Genomic DNA, 25,832 nt, shown 5'->3' with positions numbered 1-25,832 from the left:
GAATAGCACTTATGGGAATCGCTTATAATTTCTATACTTAACCTGTTCTCCTCCGTCGAAACGCACGTTTTGCAGAGACAAAGTGGAATCGTTGTATGATAAAAACCCGTCTTAAAAATCTGATCTGAATTACCTCTACCTATAATCGAACTACAATGAATACAATATACAATATCCGAATTCATGATATTCCTCCCCTTTGAGTGCTCAAAATGTCGTATGTTGTTACATTCTGTATATATATTGATTATAAGATACGTTTTGTAACATTGCAAGGGGTTGAATTCATTTTCTCGTGTATGGATATAGAAATTATGTATTCGCACATTTTAATTCGACATTCATTGGTTTTTATACTAACCTTATGAGAGCAACAAACGAATTAGCACAAGCAGAGCGGCTTTATTTCTCCCTCAACATGTCAAATCAACTGTAACAGCTGAAGAAGGTTCTGGCGTGTAGCTTTTAGAAAGCTTAACGTATTCCGTATTCTGTGTGACCGCAAGTTGATTGATGGCATAGAGCATTTCGGAATCAACATGATCTTCAGATTGAATAACTGCTTTGTAGATGTACTCATTATCGTTATTACTTTCTAGTTCTATGTTACCATTAACTCGAAATGATTGACCGAAAATCGTAAATTCAAAACCGTAGGTGACTTGATGGCTGGTTGGCAAGCATAGGGGACTAGCAAATGTGAATTGGGACTTTTCAAGTGCTATAATATCGATTAGTGCATATTTGCTATTAATGAGTTGATTTCGAATTTGAATAATATTCAACTTACCATCCAGTGGTACGATTAATGATAGTTTACTTTTTTTCTCCAACGCCATTTGCCTCATCCCTCCTTTTTGTTACATCTTGTATCTAGTCAATGAATCTCTGCTTTGTTATAATAGTTCTCTGGTATATAGCGGGAAAAACAATGGTAATAATGGTAAAGAATAATTAAACAGTGAGGAATGATCACGCTGAAATATGGAGATCGCATTGCCCTTTTACGCGAAAAAAGAGGATTAACGCAAGAAGAACTATCTAATAAAATTGGAATCTCAAGAGCCGCTCTTTCTCATTACGAAACAAATCGACGTGAGCCGGACTACGAAACAATTAACAAGATCGCCAATTTTTTTAATGTTACCGTTGATTATTTACTTGGTCGGACTGACCAGCCACAAACGGTTCTAGATCATGATGTTAGAGAGTTCGTAGAGCATCTCGATTTAACGGATGAGAGCATTTTGAAAAAGTTTTCATTAACCGTGGATGGTCGAATACTGACCCCAGAGGAAGCAAAACGATTCATCGCTTTTGTAAGAGCTGAGCGTTCCTTGGAGTAGATTGTGAGGAAGACATCATAACTTGATTCTGAAACTTCTGCTGGTCGATTCCTAACTGCTGAAGAACATGATGAATTTCTACTGAAATCTTTTCTTCTTGTTTCATAAGAAACTCCACTCCCAACGCTCAGCTATTAACTTTAAAAAGAGTTACACTTATGTTAACCACCGCGGTACATTGTGTATCTACCTCGAGTCACTACTTTCACCCAATATCAATTAAGATTGATTTTCTATTCCTTCACGCCAATATACTTTAAAGTCACTGATGGAGCCGATTGATTGAATAAATCTCTGAGAACCGAAACATTTTTCGTTCTTAGGTAATAATGATAGCCGTATGTTTTTCGAAGTGTGTGTGTACCTATGTCGTTTAGTCCAACTTGCTTAGCTGCTTCATTTAAAATACGGTAAACTCGAATTCTTTTGATCGGATTGCCCGTTCTTTGGGATGGAAATAAATAAGCGTCGATATCCATATATTGGATATATTCTTCGATATAAGCTTTAAGCTGTGGAGAAAGTTGAAACGTCTTTGCTTTACCCGTTTTTTCTTCCTTGATACTGACTACACTTCGATCCTTCACATCGCTCACTTTCAAAGACAATAGATCGCTCAGATGAAGCCCCGAATTAATCCCAATAGTGAAAAGAAGCCAGTCCCGAATCGATTGTTCTTTCAATACGGCCTGTATCTGTTCAATTTTCTCTTGTTCTCTAATAGGTTGAACAACCTGCATGAGTTGCACCTCGCATGATTTTAATCAGTTCCGTTTGTATGTTACAAATTGTATCTTATAACAGCTAGAAAACTCTCATTTTTACTCTATCAATCCCCCCTACTTGTATTATGTTACATATTGTATCATAAATTAAAAAAATGATCTATGCCTTTTATAGTTCTCAAAACCTAATTTTTGCTGTATAATTCTTAATAAAGAACGATTGCGTGAAATAATTCTTCGGAAGGGAGGTTATGTTCAGTGTTAAAAATCGTTAGACTATCTTGTCTGATTTTACTCTTTAGCGCAATCATCTTGCCCGCTTATGCTTCCGCCTCAGGTAATGAATCAGGTAGTTCTCAGAAAAACAGTATTCTTTCTAAGTTTATTTCAATTTTTACAGTTAATAAAGAGAATAGTAATAATAGTAATAACAGTAATAACAGCAATAACAATAACAACAATAATAACAATAACAACAATCATAACAATAACAACAACAATAACAATAACAATTACAATAACAATAACAATTACAATAACAATAACAATAACAATAACAATAACAATAACAATAATGACAATCACTGGGACGACATCAAATGGGACGATATCAAGTGGGATGATATTGATTGCTTAGATTCGTTTGATATTTGGAAAAAGTGGTTTTGCTACTGATGAACACATACTCCGTTGGCTTCGGCTAACGGAGTTTTTACTTGCTTATGGCAGCTTCTTTTCTAGGACAAACACCGTGATTTCAGGTCGACAATTGAATCGAATTGGGAACAAAGTCGTACCTATTCCACGGTTTGTATAGACGTGGAACTCGCTTCCTTCAAAGGCGTACAAGCCAATAGGGTACTTTTGTCCTAGGTCCGGCGTAAATATACTACCGTACAATGGAATCCTAATCTGTCCGCCATGGCTGTGACCAGAGAGCTGCAAATCGACATGACTCGCCAACGACGTATCTGCGAAATCTGGCTCATGCGCAAGCAGCAGCACGAAATCGTCCCGCTTTATACCTTTTAAAGCTAATGGCAAATCCGGTTTCCCGTAGAACATTTCATCTATTCCGACCACCTGTATGCGTCCTTTCCCACGTTCAATAGATCGGCTTTCATTGACTAAGACGGTAAAGCCAGATCTCTCGAGTACATCCCTTACTCGACTAGAATCCAGACGCATATCATGATTGCCGAGCACCGCGAATTTACCCATTCCTGCTCGGAGTCGCGATAGGATCGGAATTACCTCATCACTCACTTCACCGAATTTGGAATCAAATAAATCTCCTGTGAAACAGATAATGTCAGGCTCTTGCCGCTGCAGCAAATCAACCACTTTGTTCATCTGCTCCAAACTATAATACTTGCCTATATGTGTATCACTGAATTGTACAATACGCACGCCCTCAAAAGATGCAGGGTAACGACGGTACGAAAGACGAACCGTTGTCGACTGAATCCAATACCGCTCTCCGAAGATGCCATATAATCCGCTAACTCCCGTTAGTATGGCTAAGGATTCAACCGCAAACAGACTTTTTTTGAGAAACGTCCTGCGATTTATGCGATCATTCTTCACTTTAGGTTTCCCTACCCTCATCTAGGTTTTGAGTCTATATCTAATTATTTACGCGTTTTTTGTCGAGGGGAGCCATTTGAATGGCGATACAATTTGTATAATTTTAATGTTTTCGGGATTGATTTCATAGAAAAAACGTGCGATAATAAGTCAACGGATACAAATTGTATCGCGATAGATGATTTGGAGGGGTCGTTTGTGAATCGGATAAACCAGGTGGATACCGAAGAATTTGATATGGAGTGGGTCAATCTTATTATGAGCGCGCGTAAGATGGGTCTTACGATGGAAGATATCCGCGCATTCCTAAGAAGCCCATTCCAACCCACGACTATATCACTTTCAACTGAAAACGATCGCTTCATGTCCTCAAAGGAATTCATTAAACAATCTTCCTAGAACTAAATAAGACTATTCATCGTTTGGACGCTTCATTCTCCATTTATTGAAATCCAAAAACTCTCGAAACTGCTGCTTGTCAACACCAGAAGTCATGGCTTCTTTAATGATCTCATACCATTCCTGATCGAGCTCACGGTCATTAGCAGCCATCTCTTCTTGGTCATCAATTAGCCTGTCGACAGGTACTTTCAGAACAGCTGCAATTTTTTCAAGAAACTGAATCGAAGGATTCTTCTGAATGTCCCGCTCCAAGCTGCTAATATAAGATTTAGCAACCCCTGCACGTTCGGCCAGTTCTGTAAGAGACAGGCCTTTCTCTTTCCTCAATTTTTGAACTCGTTTTCCAATCATTTCGGATCTTCCCTTATAATGGAGTAATGTTGCTCTTGATGTTATTATATCAGAATTTCTTCCAACGAACAAATTTGTTTCATATAAAGAACAATATAGCCCCAAAAAGGGGCTATTTTGAGTAATCTCACTATTTTATCGTGTTCTTATATAAACGATAATTCTAAGAAATATCAGCGCTGCTAGTGAATCCAACAGCACATCCTGGACTAATGCGGACCTCCCCGGTACGTATGACTGATGCCATTCATCTACTACGGCCATCAAAGTCGTGCAAACCCAAGCGAACCAGATCGATTGCCTTCGAATCACGATATAGAAAAAGATACTGAGCAAGCCAAACATAAGGACATGGGCAGATTTGCGAATAATCGCATTAGTAATATAGGCATTATGTTCATTCATACCTGTTATCTGCTGGATTTGCTCTTTCGTATGCTCGCCTGTAAAGGTCTGAAGTGCAGTGAAAAGAAATATGGCTCCTACGAAAACAATTAGTAGACTCCACCAGAATAACGGCTTCATCCTACTTAATTTTCTCATTGTTCCACTTCATAAACTCAATCAAAATTTTAAATTCATGAATCCGTTCCTTATCAATGCCTGACTGCTTCAAATCAGAAATAAAATCCATCCACTCTTGATCCAGCTGTTGGCTTGTTTCCACATCAGCGGCAATTTTTAATAGCGTTTTCAAGTCTACTTTTAGAACCAAAGCTATTTTCTCCATGACATGAATGGAAGGGTTCTGTTTGAGATTTCTTTCTATGTTACTTAAATAGGACTTGGAAATACCGGTCCGCTCTGAAAGCTCGGACAACGTATACCCCCTTTGCTTACGTATACTTGAAATGTTTTGACCGATCATCGTTATCATCACTCCACAGTGACACTTTTGGGTAGATTTCTTGTTTTGTCAACATCACAACCTCGATATACCGCTGAATAATAAGCGATTAATTGTAAAGGGATCACCATATCCTTCGCCTCCTGATTTCCAATATAACCGACAATTCCACACATGATCCGTTCCTCCTTCAGCGTGTTCTTAATAAAGAACAACAAGCTAATAATACTATATTCTCTAAAGATTGCCTTTACTAGCAGATGAAAGAATTGTTTTACTCATCCTCTTTGGACAACTATCTTTGACATCTTTAAATTCGATTTCTCTTGCGAGTATCTTATTTTCTTCCTCAATGGCTCCTCATAAAAATGGTACAAGATCGAACTCAACGCAATGGTGACTATGAAACACCCCGTTATGGTAAGCGGTGTAATACTCAATTCTAATAAACTCCAGTAAGTATACGATAATACCAAGTTATGAATCATATAAAATGAGAAGCTTATTTCACCTAAATAAACAAATATTTTATTTGATAGTAAATCTGATATAATTCCTTTTTGAAACGCAAAAGTAAAGATAAGCAAACTCAGAAATGGAGTAAAGAATAAATCATATCTAAGGTTTTGAATCAAACTGGTCGAAAAATAAATACTTAACAACAGCAGAATGATGGATGATATTTCCAAAATAGTAAAGGTTAATTTTGTGAATTTCAAATTTATTATTTCTTTAATTTCTAAAAATAATAACCCTAAAGTAATACCAACCAAAAAATCAAAAGCTCGAGTTACTGGAAAAACAAAAAATAACCAATTATTTATCGCATCACTTTTATTGTAAGAAAATAGAATAGCTACTACCAGCATAATCAGCCACAAAAAGCATATGGATAGTATTTTTTTTCGCCCACTCCCAAAATATTTTATTATAAGTATTATCATAAAGGGAAAAATAGCATAAAAAAAGAATTCGTCTGATATACTCCACGAAGGACCATTAAAAGAAAAGTTACCCACTGGAAGAAAGCTGTGCACTAGTAAAATATTTGTAAATGCTTGTAGTACATACAGAATAGTTGAATGTTTAAGTGGGATTAAAAAATAAAAAGGTACTGCTAACAAAAAGGTTAATAAATGAGTAGGGTATATCTTTGCGAACCTAGCTATGTAAAAGGTTTTGATCTGATGAAAATCTAACTTGCCCAACTTTTCTCGATAATTAATACATAGAATAAAGCCAGATAGAATGAAAAAAAATGAAACCCCAATATATCCTGTCTGATAGGCTTTCCATATACCAACATGATATAAAAACACCATTAAAGCTGCTATAAAGCGAAAAGATGTTAATGGTCTTATCATATAATAACCACTCCCTTTAATAGATCTATAACCTTAAGTGAGTATTAAGCGCTAATACTTCGATCCTTGATCAAGCACCTCTTGATACACTCGATAACCCTTAACTGATCATCTTCGGTCATATTCGATCCAGATGGAAGGCATATCCCAGTTTTAAATAATTGTTCGGAAACATTCTCGATGTCACTATGGGGATAATATCTAGCCCCTTCGTAAAGAGGCTGCATATGCAGCGGCTTCCAAACAGGTCGGGCTTCGATACTCTCTTCCGCCAAGGCTTCTAACAATACATGGGTAGATATCCCAGCTTCATTTTCCTCTAACGTCAAAGCCGTAAGCCAACGATTTGAACGAGTATTATTCAACTCTGGCATAAAACGAATACCTAGTACATGAGATAACTCTCTATAATACCGTTTAAAAATCGTTCTTCTGGCATTTACTCTTTCTTCCAAAACCTCTAACTGAGCTCTTCCGATCCCAGCCAATACATTGCTCATTCGATAATTAAATCCCAATTGACTATGTTGATAATGTATAGCTTGATCCCGTGCTTGCGTAGCTAAGAAACGCGCTTGCTTTAATCCCTCTACATCATCGGAAACCAGCATTCCCCCGCCTGAAGTAGATATAATCTTATTCCCATTGAATGAATATACGCCATACTTACCGAATGACCCACTTGCTCTTCCTTTATAAATCGATCCGAGCGATTCCGCTGCGTCCTCAATGACGGGGACATCAAAGGATTCACATAATGACATAATTTCGTCCATTTTTGCACTTTGACCATAGAGATTAACAACAATAATGGCTTTAGGCAATTTCCCCTCTAGAGCAGCATCTTGCAGCGCGGCTTCCAACGCCCCAGGAGACATGTTCCATGTCTCAGGCTCAGAATCAATAAATATCGGCCTCGCTCCACAATAAACAATCGGATTAGCACTGGCCACAAAAGTAAGACTTGAACAGAAAACTGTGTCTCCTTCCTTTACACCTATTAGCTGCAAAGCCAAATGAATTGCCGCGGTCCCTGAACTGACTGCTGCTGCTGCATTTGTCCCGACATAAGAAGCAAGCTCTTTCTCAAATGCATCCACATGAGGACCTAGAGGAGCGATCCAATTTGTATCAAAAGCATTCTGGATATACATCATTTCATTCCCGCTCATGTGTGGAGGGGAAAGGTAAATTCTTTTGTTATGCGTAGTCATTTGACAATTCCACTGCCTTTCTAAAGGTTATTAAAAATAAAAAAAACTATTCAGCACTAATAGGCAAACATATGCTTTAGATTGGGTAAATCCGATAAATCTTTCAAACTATCGATTGTAAAATGAGCTTTATAATCGTGTTCAGCTGAAATCCCCGAATATAACCCATCTTTACGATCTATTTGGATAGTTGTCCACCCAAGTCTCTTAGCAGCTAAAAAATCTTTTTTTATATTATCACCGATATAAACGCACTGATCATGCGGAAGCTGTAATTCCCGGCTTGCTTGCTCGTAAGGAATATGACTCGGTTTCCAATACTCTCTGCCCAATCTATCCGTAAGAATAACTGAGTGAAATTTCTCATGGAGCTTTAGCGCATTGACTTTCTTTTCCTGAGCAACTAAGTATCCATCAGAGATTAACCCAATTTTGACAGTATCCCTTAAATTTTCAAGAATCCACTTGGCATCCTCTAATAAATGAATATCTGGTTCATGGGATCGATAATGATCTACCAGGTTCTTAATCAATGTATCATCATAAGTAATATTTAGTCTCACGAGCGTTTTATTGAAAATAAACTTTGTTTCTCCTGAGAAAAATAAATCCAATGCTGTTTCATAAAAACCCGTGATATTGAACTCTCTGTTTATCCAGCGATCAATTGCTTTAAAGCCGCTTCTCACATAATCCTTTTCTTCATATAAAGTATCGTCCATATCGAAAACCAACGCATTAACGGTCATGTTGGATACTCTCCGTAAAAACTGCCTCATCATATCTAAGCATCGTTAGATTTTCGTGCCAATTATAATCCTCTTCTGAAAAGGTTTCTCCACTGCACATTTGGAGGACCCACAATGGAAAATTTGCTCCCGCTTCAATTGAAAGAGGGATTCCTCCGCCAAAACGAGGATTAATTTCAATAAAAGTTATCTCTCCATTTTCTTTTTTAAAGCATTGCAAGGTAATACATCCAACTGGTCCAGGTAAAAATTTGACAACTTGTTTTACGGCATTAATGATGTCATTATCTTTCTTGGTAACCCCTTTACTGACTTCTCCCGCTCTAGTTTCTATGCGTAATCTCGGAACTACTGTTCTAATATTTCCGTTAAAGTCAACCATTACATCAACCGTATACTCTGTACCCGTAACAAATTCCTGAACCATGGCATTGGGAATGTAATCCTTAAAAAAGAACAATTCTTTTTCATTATTTATTTTCGTAACCCCTACACTTGAACTTCCGTTGAGTGGCTTAATTAATAAAGGAAATTTGTACTGTTTATTATCAATTTCATCGTCGCTATATACTTTCGGAGTAGGTATATTTCTATCTAGGAAAAACTTATAAGCTATGTTTTTATCGCATGCGATTTCGTTCAATTCCTTACTTGAGACTAATAATTTAACTCCTATTTCTTCAAAAACATGTCGATTCTCCGAAATAACAACCAGTTCCGTATCAATAAGCGGTATGATGATATCAATTTGTTCCTTTTGACATATTCGAAGCAATTCTGATATGAAATTGGGATCAGTTACTCGCGGTACAATAAAATGCTTATCGCTAAAAAAAGCAGTGGAAGCTGTTTGTTTTAGATCTGCGGTTACTATACTCCCGTTAATGTTATGTTGAACAAACACTTTCCTAAATTGCTGCAATAACGATACTCTCCTGCCTGAACTAGTAAATAAAATATTCATCTTACTGTTCAACATTTTTCATACTCCCTTCGAATATAGGCATTGTTGCATGATTAGCATTTTGAATCCCTTGCGGTTTCAACACTTTAATAAAAGTTAAAGCTAAAATCTTAAAATCGAGGGGTATGTTTTGGTTTTCCACGTACCAGACATCCAATTTAAACTTATCTTCCCAGGAGATTGCATTCCTGCCATTGACTTGAGCCCATCCCGTAATCCCCGGGCGCACAAGATGGCGTTTAGCTTGTTCTTCCGTGTACAAAGGCAAATAATCCATCAACAGAGGTCTTGGTCCCACTAAACTCAAGTCTCCCTGAATGACGTTCACCAATTGCAGTAATTCATCTAGGCTATATTTTCTAAGAACCATGCCAAATTGAGTTAATCTGATGGAATCAGGCAATAAGTTTCCTTCTTGATCCCTAGCCTCCGTCATCGTCCGAAATTTATAAATGTGAATAGGTTTCCCGTGTAACCCCGGTCTTTGCTGCATAAATATGACGGGAGTTCCCAACTTTAACCTAACCATTATAGCCACAATCCCGATAATTGGAAGAAATAGTATGAATAATGGAATGGATACGAACAGGTCACAAAATCGCTTCATGAATGATCTACTCCTACTGTTCTGGGCTGGTTATTAAACTAATTATTTGTCTCTTATGCATGCAAGTCATGAAATGCTTGATTCAACCAGGATATTATCCTCTTCTTGGTAACCATGCGGATTATTGGATTGCCATCGCCAGGCATCCTGACACATCTCATCAATGCCTTTTTCGGCGATCCATCCCAAATCCCGTTCAGCCTTTGTCGGGTCTGAAAAGCAAATCCCGATGTCCCCAGGTCTTCGGTCCGTCATCTTATACGGAATGTGCCTGCCGGTTACTTTTTCGAAAGCTGTAACCATTTCTACAACGCTGTGTCCCCGTCCTGTTCCAAGGTTGTAAGCTTCCGCACCTGTAGTTGCCATGACCTTCTCCAGCGCCTTCAAATGCCCTCTTCCTAGATCCACTACATGGATATAATCCCTTACACCGGTGCCATCCAAGGTTTGGTAGTCATTCCCATAAATCTGTAATTCTTTTAAACTCCCTACCGCCACCTGTGTGATAAAGGGCATCAAATTATTCGGAATGCCGTTCGGGTCCTCGCCAATTCTTCCAGAGCTATGGGCACCAATAGGGTTAAAATAGCGCAAGATCGCGATGCTCCATAACGGATCGGAAACGTACATATCCTGCAAGATTTCTTCAATCATTAGCTTCGTTCGTCCATAGGCGTTCGTTGCACCAAGTGGAGCCTTCTCCGAAATCGGTACGTGTTCCGACATTCCATATACAGTAGCTGACGAACTGAAAACGATTCTTTTTACCCCGTAATCCTGCATGATCTCGCAAAGCACAAGTGTCCCCGTGATATTATTATGGTAATAGCGGAGTGGAAAACGAACCGATTCGCCTACGGATTTGAACCCCGCGAAATGAATCACAGCTTCAATCCTATTTTGCTTAAAGACGATCTCCAAATCCTCCCGATTTAACAGATCTGTCTGATAAAAATTGAAGTTTTTACCCGTTATTTCTCTAACACGTCTTAACGATTCCGAGCTGCTGTTGGCCAGATTATCAACAACTACAATCTCATACCCGGTTTTCAATAACTCCACGCAAGTATGACTTCCGATATAACCGGCTCCACCCGTTACGAGGATTGCCATGATTTGAACCCCCCTGTCTGTTGGTTAGAATTTCAAGTAATCACTTCGATAAATGACGTGTAAAGTAACCACGTTCTCATAGTAAAAATAAATCAAATAAAAAAACAATATTGCATAATACATGAATTTCTGTTGCCTTTTCACAAATAAGCTGATGACCCATGACATGAGGATGACATTGTATAAACCAAAATAGATCGTAAATCTGGCGAAAATCCAATTTTGCGTTGCAACGGCCATGATAATAAAATTCAATAACGACATGTTTACTACGTAGTCACCCTGGGGAAATATCTCCCTTAGTTTATTTCTACCCAAATAAGCAAATACCAGAGGAACGGCCCCAATAGCTACCCTAATAATATTAGCTCCGCCTTCTTGGAATTCCTTATACTCGCTATAATGCGTATCCGCGATAGCTGCGAATAGAACATCAGAGAGTACGTTGTATCCCAAAATCAACACAACGGCCATAAACAGGAGAATGAAAGTGGAGGACGTCCACGCCTTCCTTCTCACAATGAAATAAATGGGAATAAGAATAAGGGCACTCCCATGAAATGTCGAGGCAAAGGCAACCACGAGGAAATACTTCTGCCAACTTCCTGCAAATAAATATTTGGTAGCGGCGAATACAATGGCAGAAGCCAAAAATTGCCTGACTCCGTTCATTGAGACAATGTAAAGTCCGGATGTTATGTATAGATAGATGCTCATTTCAAACAATTTAGAATACTTGTATAACACATAGACGATAAGAACATTGGTCACGAGCGCCGTTAAAAAAATTAACAACTGCGGATCCTCGGTGAAAGATTTCAATATCTTTTGCAGGATACCGAAGCCAATATCCTTATCAGCCTTAATTTCTTCCCAAGTAAAATCACTTACCCTGTAAGCATGCATGTAAAAGAAGGTATCGCCTATGTTTTTGCGAAGTCCCGCTATTATTACGAATGTTGCCATCACTATGGCAGCCATCCATTTATTATGCCTAAACGAGAGAGGACCAGGGCCGATTGTCACTGGTGTGGCCAAATACCTAGAGAAGAACGATGCGATATAAACGACAACCAGATTAACCCATATTATGGCCATAGTTGATTTCCTTTCGAGCACCTAAGAGATTCTTGTTTTCCTATTCACATACCAATAAAGCATGACCCCAAGTGGAATTGCGAAAAGAGTAATGATTTTGGCAGGTGTTTCCCGCATAAACCTTCGATTACCAGATGTCATGCTGCTGGACACATAGTGGATCGATTGCCTGAATTTAAAGAGTAAGCTGGCAAAGGGCAGTTTCATAAGCTCCTTACGGTAAAAGGCAAAGCCGTTCGGATTCTTGCGGTATTGTTTAAGCATGTTCATCGAGGAACCATCCGGTAAATATTCCACGCAGCAAAGCACTTCATTCATGAGCAGCATTTCATACTGCTGGTCCAGCATGTAGTACTTATAAGCTAAACCAACATACTTTTCATTTTCGAAAATAGGATAAGGATACTGTCTGGTTAATGCCGTTCGATAAACCAGCTTCTTATCACCGGTCACACGATGTTTACTATACAACTCAAAAAGTGTGGAACTCTTGAGATCTTCTGGCAGCCTTGAGCCGACAATGCGGCCATCTGTAAAAGCATCAAGACCGATGATGCCACTCACATCTTCGCTACCGTGCATCTCCCAAAAGGAGTTTATTTGTTCCACAGCGCCATCCGGCATATAGTCGTCAGAGTCAATACATACATTCAACTCTGTATCAATTAGCTTGTAAGCCGTATTATGAGCTCCATGCATACCTTGATTGTCCTGCCGATGATAACGGATTTCGATTTCATTCTCTGCCATCCAGTTCGCTATCAATTCCCCCGTATCGTCCGTAGAGCCATCATCTATAATTAACCAAATGAAATCTCTGGATGTTTGCCGCTTCAGACTCTCGTAACAAACGTGAAGACAATATGCTCTATTATAAGTCGGTGTAAATACAGTAAGCTTCTTCATCATTCACCTCGATATACCTAAATAAAAACCCTCTGTCCACGCCGCTGTGTTCTTAATATCGTAACCCTTGTTCGATAAGGATAAAGCGGGGATCTGCCTCGGCAAATTCCTTACAATTACACTCTTCATTCGATCTACCCAAAGCAATTTGTCACTCAACGATAACCGCTCTACCAAATGGATGCCCATATCCACTTCTTGGGTAATTTCATCCGAAATGAGACAAGGTAATCCAGCGCCCTGCGCCTCTATTAGCGTAACGGGCAGTCCTTCATGTAAGGATGGAAATACGAACATATCAAAAGCTTGAAGCAGTCTCGTAATGTCACTTCTTACGCCAAGAAACTTCACCTTATTTTGCAGCTGCAAAGCATTCACTTTCTTCTCAATCTCTGGACGCAGCGGTCCATCCCCTGCCAAAACAAGCAGCGTATCCGGCTGTTCACGGTTTAATTGCGCAAAAATATCAATGAGGAAGGAATGATTCTTCTGATGAGCGAATCTCCCCACATGCCCGACAACATAGCACGCTGAAGGAAGCTTCAGCTCCCTCCTCACTTGCTCCCTGGCCTCAGGTGAGAATGCAAATTTATCACTCTCAATCCCATTCTTCAAAATCACAACTTTATTTCCCTTGTTTGCAAATAACCATTGACCTGCTTTATTCGAACATGCCAAAAAATGAGTTGCACAGGACGTTATAAAAGTTCCGGCAACCCACTTATATATTTTGGCGGCAATACCGCCCTCACTGCTCGTGTTATGACTGTGCGCAATCCGTATAGGTGCTCCCGCTTTTTTAGCGGAACGCAATACGAATCCACTCATTTTGTCCATATGGGCGTGCACAATTTTATAATTGGGATATGTAATAAAAAATTGATCCAAAGCTTGAATATATTTGGTATGACCAATTTCCGATATATAGGGAATTCTGTGAATGGTTCCACCCATCTCCATAATCTCGGCATCATAAGCTCCCGCTTTACTGGTTAGAAAGTCGAATTGAACCTTGGAACGATCCATATTGCGATATAAATTCATGAGGAGTGTTTCCGCTCCACCTCGATTCATGTTGACTACAACGTGTAGAATTCTTATTGGATCGCCCACATGCCCTCCACCTTTTCGCCCATATATAGAGAATATATCGTACTCTTCTCATTTAATACCTGCTGGGTGGCGTATTTTCTTTCAACCATTTCTCTGCCCAACATGCCCATCTTCACCCTTAATTCCTTATTTTGAGCTAACAGCTTGATCTTCTCTGCCATTGCAGCTTGATCATTAGGCGCTGTAAGCCAACCATTATGGTCATTCTGAACCAGTTCTCTATGACCTCTGTTCTCACTAGCAATAATGGGAAGTCCACACGCCATAGCTTCCATGATATTCACAGGCAACCCCTCACGAAGACTGGATGCAACGGCAATATCACACATCGGCAATAAGCGATCAATGTCATTACGAAAGCCCAGGAAATCAACCCGATCCGCAATACCGATCTCCTTGGCTAGCTCTTGACATTGTTCTTTCAGAAGGCCCTCACCAGCAAGTAGGAGCTTGGCATTAGGAACGTCGTCTTTGACCGAAGCTAGAGCTTGTAAGAGCAATTGTTGATTCTTGTTCTGATTAAATTCAGCCGCATAGAACAGGAGAATATCGTCCGCTTGATAACCGATTGTTTGTTTCAATTCACGCTTTTGCGATTCTTGGATAGGTCTGAAGCGTTCTGTATCCACGCCTACGCCATGCACATACTCAATTCGACTTGCTCTAAATCGTCGATATACGGCTAGCTGGTAGTCTTCCTCATTAATGGTAATCAAGCAATCCGTAAAATAAGAAAGAAATTTCTCAAGGGGATAGTACACCAACCAATTAAGCACGGGTGCTCCTTGGTAAAAATGAAAACCATGAGCGGTGTATATGACCTTAGTCACGTTTCTCCGTACATTTCTTGCTGCTATACGAGCCAGTACGCCCCCCATCGGGGTATGGCAGTGTATGATATCATATTTATTTTCGTCAATAATTGACTTTAGTTCCGCATATGCCTTTATGTTGGTTCGATTAAAAGGCGACCTTTGGATCGGAACGTTAAACTTCTCGTCGACATAAGGAAGGTCCATATTCCCGTTAGCGGCAACATGGACCTCCCAACCCTGCTCTTTAAACCATTTCATATATGGCACATGAAAAGCTTTAAAGTGATAATCAACCGTGGCACATAACAGCACTTTCTTAGGCATCTGCATCCCCTACTTAATTAATTCTCTCTCCAAGGTGGAAGAAAGGTATTTGAGTAATTCGTATCTTAACTCCTCACGCTGCAGCGCGTAATCAATTGTTGTTTGTATGAAACCTAACTTATCGCCCACATCGAATCGCGTGCCTTCAAATTCATAAGCATATACCGACTCAAGTCGATTCAATTCTGCAATGGCATCGGTAAGTTGAATTTCACCACCGGCTCCCGGCTTTTGATTATTGAGAATGTCGAAAATCCTTGGTGTCAGGATATAGCGGCCCATAATCGCAAGATTCGACGGCGCTTCCTCTTTCCTAGGCTTTTCCACTAGATGATTGATGCTATATAAACTTTTCTCAATTTCATTACCGTCAACAATTCCATACCTAGACACTTCTTCATCGGACACGTGCTTCACACCAATGATGGAAGCATAGCGAGATTCATATTGATCTATCATCTGCTTCAGACAAGGCGTATCCGCCCGAACAATATCATCACCTAACAGCACTGCGAAGGGTTCCTCCCCAATGAACTTACGTGCACACCAAATGGCATGTCCCAGACCATTTGGTTCCTTCTGGCGAATATAATGAATTTCTACTTTAGAAGACTTCTGGACTTCAGTTAATAGGTCAAACTTTTGCTTTTCCAATAAATTTTGCTCAAGTTCAAAGGAATTATCGAAATGATCCTCAATAGCCCTTTTCCCTTTTCCTGTCACGATAATAATATCTTCAATACCCGACTCAATTGCTTCTTCGACGATATATTGAATAGTTGGTTTATCAACAATGGGCAGCATTTCTTTGGGCATTGCCTTGGTTGCAGGTAGGAATCTTGTTCCCAGACCAGCGGCCGGAATAATAGCTTTTCTTACTTTCATGGATGTCTTCTCCTTTTAGCCAATTGAGACTAGTTTCTTCGGCAACGCAATGATATTACTGTTTCCTAAATTCACAAGATATTCCCTTAAACTTTCTTTATCAAGAGAGGCGTAAACGGAAATCATCTCTTTGATTTCTTCCACGTAAAGATCCGCCGTTTTACCGATATAAATTTTGGGATATACTTGCTGTTCGTCGATTTCGTCGGCTTTCAGCAGCTCTTCATAAAGCTTCTCACCCGGTCTCATTCCGGTAAATTCAATGCCGATTTCTTCGAGCGAGTTGCCGGACAGCTTAATGAGGTTTTTCGCCAGATCTACGATTTTCACAGGCTCTCCCATGTCTAGGATAAAGATTTCTCCGCCTTTGGCTAATGCTCCGGCTTGGATGACCAATCTAGATGCTTCGGGAATCGTCATAAAGTAGCGAATCATGTCGGGGTGAGTGACTGAAACCGGTCCACCTTTTTCAATCTGATGCTTAAACCTGGGAATGACACTGCCCCTGCTTCCTAGTACATTACCGAACCGAACGGCAACGAATTTGGTATTGCTGTTTTTATCCATATCCTGAATAATCATCTCAGCCATTCTTTTGGTAGCCCCCATGACGCTGGTTGGGTTCACCGCTTTATCCGTTGATATCATGACGAATGTACCCACTTCGAACTTACTGGCCGCTTTGGCAACGTTCATCGTACCGATGACATTGTTCTTTAACGCTTCTTCCGGATTTCGCTCCATGAGCGGTACATGTTTATGGGCAGCTGCATGATAGACGACATCAGGCCGATGTCTATTCATGATCGACATCATTTTCCAGGAATCCTGAATATCGGCAATTTCCGTTATGAATTCAATCTCTGTATGTACACAAATGTCCTTTAATTCCATTTCGATCGAATAAATGCTGTTCTCTCCATGTCCTAAGAGAATCAGCTTCTGAGGATGAAACTTCGTGACTTGTCGACAAATTTCCGAACCGATCGAGCCTCCAGCACCTGTTACCAGTACTACTTTGCCCGTGATAAATTCGGAAATACTTTCAATATCGAGCTCTATCGGTTCGCGACCTAATAAATCTTCCACCTGAACATCCAAGAATTGATTAACTGAAAGCTTACCCGTTACTAGATCCTCTAACTTAGGCAATGTTTGGGTTTTGGCTGTCGTTTTCGCACATTCTTGGAATATGAAGTTGAGGTCCTTTTTACCTAGAGAAGGAATTGCAATAATAATATTGTCGATTTGCAGCTCTTTTACCGTCATCTCTATGCGATTAACGCCACCAACAACGGGTATCCCCAGAATATCCAGGTTATGCATTCTTGCGTTATCATCAATAAATGCAATAGGTTCTAGATCCGCGTCATTATTTTTAATCAATTGTCTGGCAACCATCATCCCTGCCGAACCGGCACCAACGATTAAAGTACGTTTTTTATTCACTTGTTTATTGATATAACGATTCCGAAGGAGTCGCCAACAGAAACGTGATCCGCCTATCAGCATGATATGGAGCATCCATGTAACTGCGAGTAAACGGAAGTAAATATCCTGTACAATGATTTGTTGGATGAACGCCACAGTAACAATAGAAAACGTAATCGCTTTTACAATAAATAACAATTCCCCGATGCTCGCATGTTCCCAGGCTTTCTTATAAAGCTTATACACAAATGAAAACACATGATGGCTAAGGAGCAACGAAATTGAACTAACGACCAAAGGCAGCGTTATGACATTTAGATCTGCGCTCAATAAAAATCGGCTAAAAAAAATGGACGTTAATACAATGAATGAGTCTATGAAGACTAATAGAGATAACCTTTGTCGGTATGACAAATAAATCCACCCTCTCACTAAAGTTCTTAAGTATAAGGCCTTTGGAGAAAGACCATATAATTAAATCCTTTAATACAATCTAGGGCATCTAACCCTTCCTCGCACCACACTTTTGACGACTTGCGTCTAAGGTCGATTCAACCCACAGCATGGTCGAGTGCTTCCATTGATAACGATAAGGAGGCATCACCGGAGCTAATTTTGGAACCCATTTATTGTTCTTCATAAAGAACGAAGCGGTAAAGGTTGGCGATAATCCTATTATAAAGAACGTTATTTACATAATAATTCTTTATAAAGAACAATTTGAGTAAAAAAAATACTACTTTATGGTCCCAAATGGCTAATTTAATTGTAGTTCTTTATAAAGAACATGTCAACACTAATTAATATTCCTAACCTCAAGAAATAAAATATCAACAATCTTTTTAATCCATTTTATGACTTCTTTCGATATATTTCCCTATTTTTAGTGTACAATGTTACATGAATATAAATAACTCCATAAGGATGGTAAGAAAATGACTACGAAAGCATTCGGAATACTAATTTTTTTCATACTTTCTTTTCAATCTTTACATGTTGGTGCCGCTCCCTTAGAAGAAACAACACAAACAGCAGTGCCCACAACTTACAACTTAGAACTTTCCCGCTGGAATATCTATAGTGACGGAACACATCCAATTGAAACGACAAATGGAATAAACAAAGCATTGCAATGGGCTCATAGTCAAGGATATCGAATCTTTAAAGTGCCGACTGGCAAATATTTAATTAGTAAAGGAAATAAACCAAATGATCCTCAAGCGCAAATAAACATGGTAAGCAATATGACATTCTTACTTGATGAAGCAACGATTATTCAAAAGGAAACGAATGGGTTTGAGGGTTATCATACAATTTACATTGGATATGGAGCAAATAACGTAACTCTAAAAGGTGGAACTTATCAGGGTGATAAACAATCACATAATTTCAGTGGAAAAGACCAATCTAGTAGCTATGGAACCCATGAATTCGGTGTTGGAATAATCTCAGAGGGTGCCTACAATTTAACGATAGATGGCGTTAAAACAGTCGATTTCACTGGAGATGGCATTACAATTAGTGGCTCTAACTATGGAATAGCTAACTTCGATGGTAAAAGCTACGTTTATGGAGATATCGATAATAACGGCAACTTTATTAAGTCCACATCAAAAGTAAGAAGTAAGATAGCACTAGACTTTACAAACCCAAGATTAAAAGGACGAAAATACTTTACTTTTGAGCAACCACTAGGTGTTACTAGTAATAAATATGATGTTTATTATTATAGTAACGGTAAATATATGTCTTCAGTTAAACAAGTCAGATTTGGACTTGACCTAGTTCCAATCCCAGTAGGCGTTGATACTTTTTACCCTGTTTTTAGTTCTAATGATCTTAATCATTTTTTCGTTAAATTTTTTACTAATGATGTATCTAGAAACGTAATAATAAAAAACTCAGAATCAGCATTCAATAGAAGGCAAGGAATTTCAATTGTCGGAGTAGATGGAATCGAAATTAGTAATAGTAAATTTCATGATATCAAAGGGACAGCTCCCCAATTCGGAATTGACTCAGAAGCGCAAGGATTTTATCCCAATAATAATCTTATTATAAAAAATAATCACTTTTACAATAATACAGGTGGAGATATCGTTTTTGCTGATGGAGACACTGCTTTAATTACTGATAATTTATTTGAAAGTAAAAGGGGGTTCTATATATGGAAGTCATTCCCCAATACAACAATTTCAAACAATACTTTTAATAATGCTGACTTTACTATGGGTGGAACAGGAGCTGCAAATCAGAACAAATTCAGTAACTCGCAAGTTGATCTGACTGCAACAAGTAACACATTCACAAATGCGACATTAGTTAATAGCACTTTAAATTTGAACAACACTGAGCCATTCGGATCAAAAGTAGAGAATATTACAATTACCAACACCGACACAACTTCTTACAGATCTTTGAATGTTGGCCAAAATCCTGTTCATCTCTCAAATATCACAATTAAAGGATTAACAAAACTCTCGACACTTTCAGGCAAAGGAACAGATAAAAATATATATGATAACTTAATTGTTCAAGATTTTAATGCTTACAATGGAACGGCATTCCCGGCTGGAACTTATAATAATTGCAATTTTTCATCCGCAACAAATGAAACTGTAGGGTTGGTTTTTAATCAACCAGGCAAATATACTTTCAATAAATGTTCTTTTAATGCTTTAAGTAAGATATTCACACTAGATAGTTTGTTTGGAGAACCAGATGTCAATTTCAACAATTCTAACTTTACGATTTCAAAAGATATTGGTTACGCAGCTGCAATATATGCACAAGGAGCAAAACAGTTATCATTTCTAAACAGCACCTTCACTGCTAATAATCTTACACTAAAAAGTAAGCCATTTATTAAAATAGGCCCACCTGGAGGCTCAACCATACCAGCAAAAGTTAAATCCTTTACACTCAAAAATAGTACAATAAAAACAAATATAAATATAGATGGAATTCACTCCATTGACGCAGGAACAGGTGCACCTGCCTATACGATTTCCAACAATATTTTCGTAGTTACAAAATTAAAGTTAAAAGCAAACGATATTAATATTCAAAATAAAGAATTAGCACAGTAATAATAAAATCCTAGCTGTAAGCTGCTTCCTAAATTGAACAAGAGGCAGCTTGCTTATTTTTCGCTGCGGTCGGTGTTATGGATAGAGTGCTTTCATTTTAATATGCGAGAAGAATCTTTCCATAGAGCCAGCACGCCGCGGTAATCGTAGGATGTGTACTGAAATCCTCGATCGATCGGTGTCAATGAACAAGCTCATCCAAATTATTTCCATCAATTCCAGTTTTTTAAGGCTTATAACAAGGGCGGCATCTATTTCCAGGAGAATGACACAGACGGAAGCCTGGAAGACATCAAACATGACTAATAAGCCCGGTATTTTCCGTTTTGTTCCTTCTAGCCCTAAAGATACTGCTGAACCTGGTGACTTTTCCGCTAATGCTAGCTACGTTTACGTTTGTTACGCACAAATAGCTGGGTGAGGATACCTATAGACAGTTCATGGACTTAAATTCATTCTTGTAAGCCCTCTTGATTTGTTATATTCTTTAATGAGAACAAAAACATTCTTAATAATGAATATGTGGAGGAAGCTACATGAATAAACGATACGAGGAATTAGATTCTCTGCGGGGGCTAGCGGCATTATTTGTTGTGTTTGTTCATATGTACCAAGTGATCCCAACAAATAAAGTATCTAAAATAATATTCGAATACAGTCCCCTTCGTCTATTTATTTCTGGCGGAGAGTCTGTGATATTATTCTTTGTCCTTAGCGGATTCGTGCTATCTCTCCCATACTTTAATAATAAGCACTCAAGTTACTCTTCATTTATTATTAAACGTGTATGCCGCATTTACTTACCTTACCTATTCGCGGTTATTATTGCTATTGGGGGCAAGGAGCTCTTTTATACAGGAAAAATAAATGGAGCGACTGCTTGGATTAATTTGTCCTGGTCAGCACCTATTAACATCCAAGTGATTAAAAGTCATTTACTTATGTTAGGTAGTTTTATGAGTAATCTAAATCCTGTGATATGGTCTCTTGTCCATGAGATGAGAATATCAATTATTTTTCCATTAGTAATGCTATTACTAATAAGATTAGATTGGAAGAAGGGTATAGCGCTTGGTGTAATCGTAAGTGTAATGGCGATCATCTTGTATAATGTGTTTAAACCTGCAAGTACAGGAACAGAGTATGTGGCATCACTCAACTACACCGCAATGTTTATTATAGGTGCATTACTCGCAAAATATAGAAGCCATATAGCTCAGAAATTCACTTCTCTTAGTAACAAAATTAAAGTTCTTGCAATCGCATTTGGGTTAGTGTCATATTTGTTTGTTCATCCTTCTTTTGTAATTAATGCGTTTCATACTATTCCACCTTTTTATAGAACAGTGATCGATTCATGGTTTGTTACACTAGGAGCTGTTGTACTAATCATCTTCGCCATAAATTCCACCTTCATGTCCCGAGTATTAAGAATCCATTTTGTAAACTTCTTGGGTAAAATTTCTTATAGCTTATATCTTATCCATATAGTTATTTTTCTCTCGATGTTTCAATTATTACGGGGCGTTCTACCGACAGGGATGATCTTAATTGCTTCACTTTTTATCTCTTTCGTTGTAGCTACTCTGATGTATCATTTCATCGAGAAACCGTCAATTAAGTTGGGTAGAATTCTTACTACTCAACCGAAAAAGATTAACAGCCTTGAGACGGAAAAAGCGAGTAGGATTGCTTAGAAGATAAAACATAGAGTTGTTCAGCGCTCCGATCCGATCGGGGCTATTTTTATGTTTAAAAATGGGATAAAGGTCGGTGTTGAAAGGTGCCTGAAGAAACAAATGAAATTCTCAAACGACTCACACGTGTTGAAACAAAACTTGATTTAATGATAACGCTAGGGACATAGCTCAAGAGACATTATTGTCCACCAAGTCTGCTTATCACTTATTAGATCGAATAGATAAAGTTATTTTCTGGGCAGGGACTACAGCGATCGGCGCTATTATCGTCGGGGAACCATTAATACAGACAGCGGTGCAACGATACGCTCCGGCATGAAGGTTCTACAAACCATCGGCTGCGCTCCAGAGGTGGATTACCCATACGTGAATCGAGGTTAAAGGAAAAGCCTTCCGAACTCGCAACAAGGTGTACCAGTGCGTCGAAAGCCCAGACGCTGCTCAGCGCGGCATTGTACCTAATCCGAGTCCAAGTTAAGCATTTTACGGCAGACACGCTGTTATCGCTTGCGGCTACAAGACTTTTACCGATGGGGTGCAACACATTCTAGTTCGCAACTCATGGGGCACGGATTGGGGGCAGTTCGGTTACTGCGGATTCCTAAAGACTTCTTCACACAAGGTTTTGTATTCGACATGTGGACGGGAACGGCAAAGATCGCCCCCGATAATATGACATTAGCGGAAGCCTTGAAGGTATTGATTGGGAAGAATATTTTCAACAGTCCGGAGTTCTGGGAAGGATTCGAGTCGAAGTATAAAGCCGGACAGCTGACCAATGCCGACTTGGAATAAAGGGGACCAGAATTTATTTTTTTGCTTCAAGTACCAGCATAAACTTAACCAAAATGTATATCGAAATCCTGGAGATAAATTGTTGTAAAATTTACTTTCTTATTTTGACTTTTTGTGCTTTCTCGAATCGAAATAGATCCGAGAACCAATACATCTTTAATTCTTTAAAATTCATGATTATCACTATCCTGTGACAATTATGTATATTTGCCACCTAGAGTTAGCTTCTAGTGGCAATTTTAAAAGCGCATTACACCATTACCCCATCAATCACGTTATGCATATAAAGTTCACTACCATTAAGTTTAAAAATTGCATTTTTCAATGTGTTATTTCGTATAATTACTTGAACTTGCTGATTGTTAGATATTAAATTTTCAATACCAGTTTGCTTTATTAAGGATGAAATTAAATTATCTTCAATAACAATCCAATTACCTGTAAACATTGCCTCTATTTTTATCATTGAGTTCACCCCGGCAGCATTCAAGTAACTTATTACATTTCCCTTAAGAATTACTTGATCAGAAACATTTTGAATCTTGACTGCCGTCCCAGCTTGTTGTTGTAGATAGCAATTCAATAGTTTGAAGGTTTTGGCATTATTCACGGTGACGTTAGCGTTAAACATACATTCCTTAAAGGTGTATTCCCCGCTACTTGCACTTGATCCATTTAGTGACAAAGCTCCACTACCATAAAATTTGCAGTTCGTATAAGTTCCCCCAGGCAAACCCAAAGGCTTACTTATATTTGTGAATGTAACATTGTCGTAGATCCAGCCACCTTTAGTACCATTAATAATATAATTTAAATAGTAATAATCATCCCCACTAAATTCGCAATTCGAGAAAATCTGTGGCTCATTTCTAAATGTTACACTGCACCATTTAGCATTATAAAAAGAATTAATCTTCTGATTATCGTTAAAAAATTTGCACCCCTCGATCTTGATTTGATACGGAGTACTTTTATCGAGTGTCAACAGACAATTATTAAACATACAATGGCTGATATTGATCTCTCTAGGTAACTGTGTGTCTCCTGAAAGTCTCAAATGAGAACCATATAATTGATTATTGGTAAATAACACTTCTCCTTCAAGACTAACTAAAGCATTATAAATCGTATTCCCCGTTACTATAGCCTTATCTACCCCCCTGTTCAGTCCAAGTGAGACATATCTTGTAGTCGTATTTATTCGATTGTTAGTTATATTAATATATTTCCCATTAACGACTACAACATCATAACCCGTATTGTCATGAAAATCATTTCCATCAATATGAATGAATTGGTTTAAATCATATCCATCTTCAATGTCAATTCCACCTTGCGGATCCGTACCAGCGATATGATGGATTTCACATTCGTTGATATAGAGATGCTTACCTCCACAAATAGATATGCCCTGTCTTCTACAATGATGAATTTGGCATTGTTCTACACGGCAATGTTTCGGAAACTCCGGGACTCTTAGATTTATGGAAACTCCATTACTAGAAGGTACTGCACTTTGATGGAGAACTACCCTGGCATAAGCTGCCCCCACAGGTACGTCCACCTCATCAAAAAATTGTACTGTATTTGCTGCATACAGAAATGTATTATCACTTCTATAGAAAATGACATCATAATGATTAGTAGTAATTTCAGATCCAAGTGCTCCGTAACCATTACCATATAACCCGAAATATCCGTATTTCTTAATTAAAGACTGCCCCAAATCTATTTTTAAAGTAGATCGAATTCTTTTACTATCTACTGTGAAAGTACCATTAGAAGTATTAATTCCCCCTTGTTCAAATGAAGCAGCGAACTGTAAAGGGACTGGGGAAATTTGCCCAAAGGTACTTGCAAAAACGATGCCGTCTCCAGTGCAATTAGAGATTTCCAAATGATCGATAGAAAGAAACCGGACGTTACTGCCAACCTTTGGTGTAAAACTCCCTACCTCAATTCCATACCCGCCCTCATGTGTACCGGGAATTGTATTGTAATCATGTGTGTCCTTATCACCTATAATCTTGCCATTTGTAAGTTTTGAATACTGTTGATTACTTTGAAAGCTCACGATAGCATACTTCTGTAACCCATTATCTCGAATCCTTAATGTGGAGCCCCCTAAATTCAATGTCATAAAACTCAGAGGTTGGATCGGGTTATTCTCATCAATCAAATAAATGCCACCAGGTAGCACAATTTCTGCAAATCCCTGTTGAGATGCCCAAATAATAGCAGCGTTGATCCCCTTTGAAGTATTAATTGCATCTGTGCCGTCATTCTTCACGTTCCATCGAGTTAATTCCAAAACATAACCAGCCATAAAACCAACCTCCTTCTATTTTACATTTTATGCAAAAAAAATAGAGGAGATTGGATTATTATGAAAATCCACTATATTACT

General features: G+C 38.6%; 24 protein-coding genes and 1 pseudogene. 5 read left to right on the top strand and 20 right to left on the bottom strand.

Features of this window, described 5'->3' with window-relative positions:
- Nucleotides 1-413 precede the first annotated feature (413 nt).
- Nucleotides 414-839: a hypothetical protein gene (locus ASD40_RS20810; protein WP_057305038.1), complete on the bottom strand. Its 426-nt coding sequence runs from the start codon at nt 837-839 to the stop codon at nt 414-416.
- Nucleotides 840-977: 138 nt separating this feature from the next.
- Here ASD40_RS20810 and ASD40_RS20805 point away from each other — a divergent pair, with 138 nt between their 5' ends.
- The gene (locus tag ASD40_RS20805) at nt 978-1,346 is read left to right on the top strand and encodes a helix-turn-helix domain-containing protein (protein WP_200957449.1); all 369 of its coding nucleotides are present in this window, start codon (nt 978-980) and stop codon (nt 1,344-1,346) included.
- 233 nt (nt 1,347-1,579) lie between these two features.
- On the opposite strand, the gene ASD40_RS20800 is transcribed toward ASD40_RS20805, so the two are convergent.
- Nucleotides 1,580-2,086, bottom strand: coding sequence for a tyrosine-type recombinase/integrase (locus ASD40_RS20800; protein WP_057305036.1), 507 nt, complete (start codon nt 2,084-2,086; stop codon nt 1,580-1,582).
- A 705-nt stretch (nt 2,087-2,791) separates the two neighbouring features.
- Nucleotides 2,792-3,658, bottom strand: a complete 867-nt coding sequence (locus ASD40_RS20790) for a metallophosphoesterase (RefSeq protein WP_162251282.1) — start codon at nt 3,656-3,658, stop codon at nt 2,792-2,794.
- A 198-nt stretch (nt 3,659-3,856) separates the two neighbouring features.
- Here ASD40_RS20790 and ASD40_RS20785 point away from each other — a divergent pair, with 198 nt between their 5' ends.
- The gene (locus ASD40_RS20785) at nt 3,857-4,057 is read left to right on the top strand and encodes an anti-repressor SinI family protein (RefSeq protein WP_057305033.1); all 201 of its coding nucleotides are present in this window, start codon (nt 3,857-3,859) and stop codon (nt 4,055-4,057) included.
- 12 nt (nt 4,058-4,069) lie between these two features.
- Here ASD40_RS20785 and ASD40_RS20780 read toward each other — a convergent pair whose 3' ends face one another.
- The 16 genes and pseudogenes from ASD40_RS20780 to ASD40_RS20710 all read right to left on the bottom strand — a co-directional run bounded on the left by ASD40_RS20780 (nt 4,070) and on the right by ASD40_RS20710 (nt 18,255).
- Nucleotides 4,070-4,411 (bottom strand): helix-turn-helix domain-containing protein, encoded by a 342-nt coding sequence (locus ASD40_RS20780; protein WP_057305032.1) that lies wholly within the window; start codon nt 4,409-4,411, stop codon nt 4,070-4,072.
- 135 nt (nt 4,412-4,546) lie between these two features.
- Nucleotides 4,547-4,954, bottom strand: a complete 408-nt coding sequence (locus tag ASD40_RS20775; protein ID WP_082562320.1) for a VanZ family protein — start codon at nt 4,952-4,954, stop codon at nt 4,547-4,549.
- On the bottom strand, nt 4,938-5,279 hold the full coding sequence (locus ASD40_RS20770) for a helix-turn-helix domain-containing protein (RefSeq protein ID WP_057305030.1): 342 nt from the start codon (nt 5,277-5,279) through the stop codon (nt 4,938-4,940). The genes ASD40_RS20775 and ASD40_RS20770 overlap by 17 nt, the downstream gene beginning before the upstream one ends.
- Before the next feature lie 8 nt (nt 5,280-5,287).
- A pseudogene (locus tag ASD40_RS37355) lies at nt 5,288-5,386 on the bottom strand (hypothetical protein); the annotation flags it as partial.
- A 150-nt stretch (nt 5,387-5,536) separates the two neighbouring features.
- Complete coding sequence (locus tag ASD40_RS20765; protein WP_057305029.1) at nt 5,537-6,622, bottom strand: acyltransferase family protein; 1,086 nt, start codon at nt 6,620-6,622, stop codon at nt 5,537-5,539.
- Between the two features lie 44 nt (nt 6,623-6,666).
- On the bottom strand, nt 6,667-7,836 hold the full coding sequence (locus ASD40_RS20760) for an aminotransferase class I/II-fold pyridoxal phosphate-dependent enzyme (protein ID WP_057305028.1): 1,170 nt from the start codon (nt 7,834-7,836) through the stop codon (nt 6,667-6,669).
- Between the two features lie 56 nt (nt 7,837-7,892).
- A complete protein-coding gene (locus ASD40_RS20755; protein WP_057305027.1) occupies nt 7,893-8,585 on the bottom strand; it encodes an HAD family hydrolase in 693 nt (230 codons plus the stop codon).
- Complete coding sequence (locus tag ASD40_RS20750) at nt 8,575-9,564, bottom strand: ATP-grasp domain-containing protein (RefSeq protein ID WP_057305026.1); 990 nt, start codon at nt 9,562-9,564, stop codon at nt 8,575-8,577. Before ASD40_RS20750 ends, ASD40_RS20755 begins: the two co-directional genes overlap by 11 nt.
- Nucleotides 9,551-10,156 (bottom strand): sugar transferase, encoded by a 606-nt coding sequence (locus tag ASD40_RS20745; RefSeq protein ID WP_057305025.1) that lies wholly within the window; start codon nt 10,154-10,156, stop codon nt 9,551-9,553. The genes ASD40_RS20750 and ASD40_RS20745 overlap by 14 nt, the downstream gene beginning before the upstream one ends.
- A 66-nt stretch (nt 10,157-10,222) precedes the next feature.
- Entirely contained in the window at nt 10,223-11,269 is a 1,047-nt protein-coding gene (gene galE / locus ASD40_RS20740) for a UDP-glucose 4-epimerase GalE (protein ID WP_057305024.1), read from the bottom strand.
- 24 nt (nt 11,270-11,293) lie between these two features.
- Nucleotides 11,294-12,367, bottom strand: coding sequence for an EpsG family protein (locus tag ASD40_RS20735; protein ID WP_057305023.1), 1,074 nt, complete (start codon nt 12,365-12,367; stop codon nt 11,294-11,296).
- A gap of 21 nt (nt 12,368-12,388) precedes the next feature.
- Complete coding sequence (locus ASD40_RS20730) at nt 12,389-13,273, bottom strand: glycosyltransferase family 2 protein (protein WP_057305128.1); 885 nt, start codon at nt 13,271-13,273, stop codon at nt 12,389-12,391.
- Nucleotides 13,274-13,276: 3 nt separating this feature from the next.
- Nucleotides 13,277-14,386, bottom strand: a complete 1,110-nt coding sequence (locus ASD40_RS20725) for a glycosyltransferase family 1 protein (protein WP_057305022.1) — start codon at nt 14,384-14,386, stop codon at nt 13,277-13,279.
- On the bottom strand, nt 14,371-15,525 hold the full coding sequence (locus ASD40_RS20720; protein WP_057305021.1) for a glycosyltransferase family 4 protein: 1,155 nt from the start codon (nt 15,523-15,525) through the stop codon (nt 14,371-14,373). The genes ASD40_RS20725 and ASD40_RS20720 overlap by 16 nt, the downstream gene beginning before the upstream one ends.
- A gap of 9 nt (nt 15,526-15,534) precedes the next feature.
- A complete protein-coding gene (galU, locus tag ASD40_RS20715) occupies nt 15,535-16,410 on the bottom strand; it encodes a UTP--glucose-1-phosphate uridylyltransferase GalU (protein ID WP_057305020.1) in 876 nt (291 codons plus the stop codon).
- A gap of 15 nt (nt 16,411-16,425) precedes the next feature.
- Entirely contained in the window at nt 16,426-18,255 is a 1,830-nt protein-coding gene (locus tag ASD40_RS20710) for a polysaccharide biosynthesis protein (RefSeq protein WP_057305019.1), read from the bottom strand.
- Nucleotides 18,256-18,776: 521 nt separating this feature from the next.
- Here ASD40_RS20710 and ASD40_RS20705 point away from each other — a divergent pair.
- The 3 genes from ASD40_RS20705 to ASD40_RS39450 all read left to right on the top strand — a co-directional run bounded on the left by ASD40_RS20705 (nt 18,777) and on the right by ASD40_RS39450 (nt 23,306).
- A complete protein-coding gene (locus tag ASD40_RS20705; RefSeq protein WP_057305018.1) occupies nt 18,777-20,930 on the top strand; it encodes a right-handed parallel beta-helix repeat-containing protein in 2,154 nt (717 codons plus the stop codon).
- 536 nt (nt 20,931-21,466) lie between these two features.
- Nucleotides 21,467-22,627, top strand: coding sequence for an acyltransferase family protein (locus ASD40_RS20695; RefSeq protein ID WP_057305016.1), 1,161 nt, complete (start codon nt 21,467-21,469; stop codon nt 22,625-22,627).
- Between the two features lie 538 nt (nt 22,628-23,165).
- Nucleotides 23,166-23,306 carry a C1 family peptidase gene (locus tag ASD40_RS39450; RefSeq protein WP_442952683.1) on the top strand — a complete coding sequence of 47 codons (141 nt, stop codon included), beginning with the start codon at nt 23,166-23,168 and terminating at the stop codon, nt 23,304-23,306.
- A gap of 369 nt (nt 23,307-23,675) precedes the next feature.
- Here ASD40_RS39450 and ASD40_RS20685 read toward each other — a convergent pair whose 3' ends face one another.
- On the bottom strand, nt 23,676-25,751 hold the full coding sequence (locus ASD40_RS20685) for a right-handed parallel beta-helix repeat-containing protein (RefSeq protein ID WP_057305014.1): 2,076 nt from the start codon (nt 25,749-25,751) through the stop codon (nt 23,676-23,678).
- Nucleotides 25,752-25,832: the final 81 nt, after the last annotated feature.

The sequence above is a fragment of the Paenibacillus sp. Root444D2 genome (assembly GCF_001426375.1).
GTDB lineage: Bacteria > Bacillota > Bacilli > Paenibacillales > NBRC-103111 > Paenibacillus_E.
The sequence above is the reverse complement of the archived record's forward strand: the minus strand, read 5'-3'. Positions and strand labels throughout refer to the sequence as shown.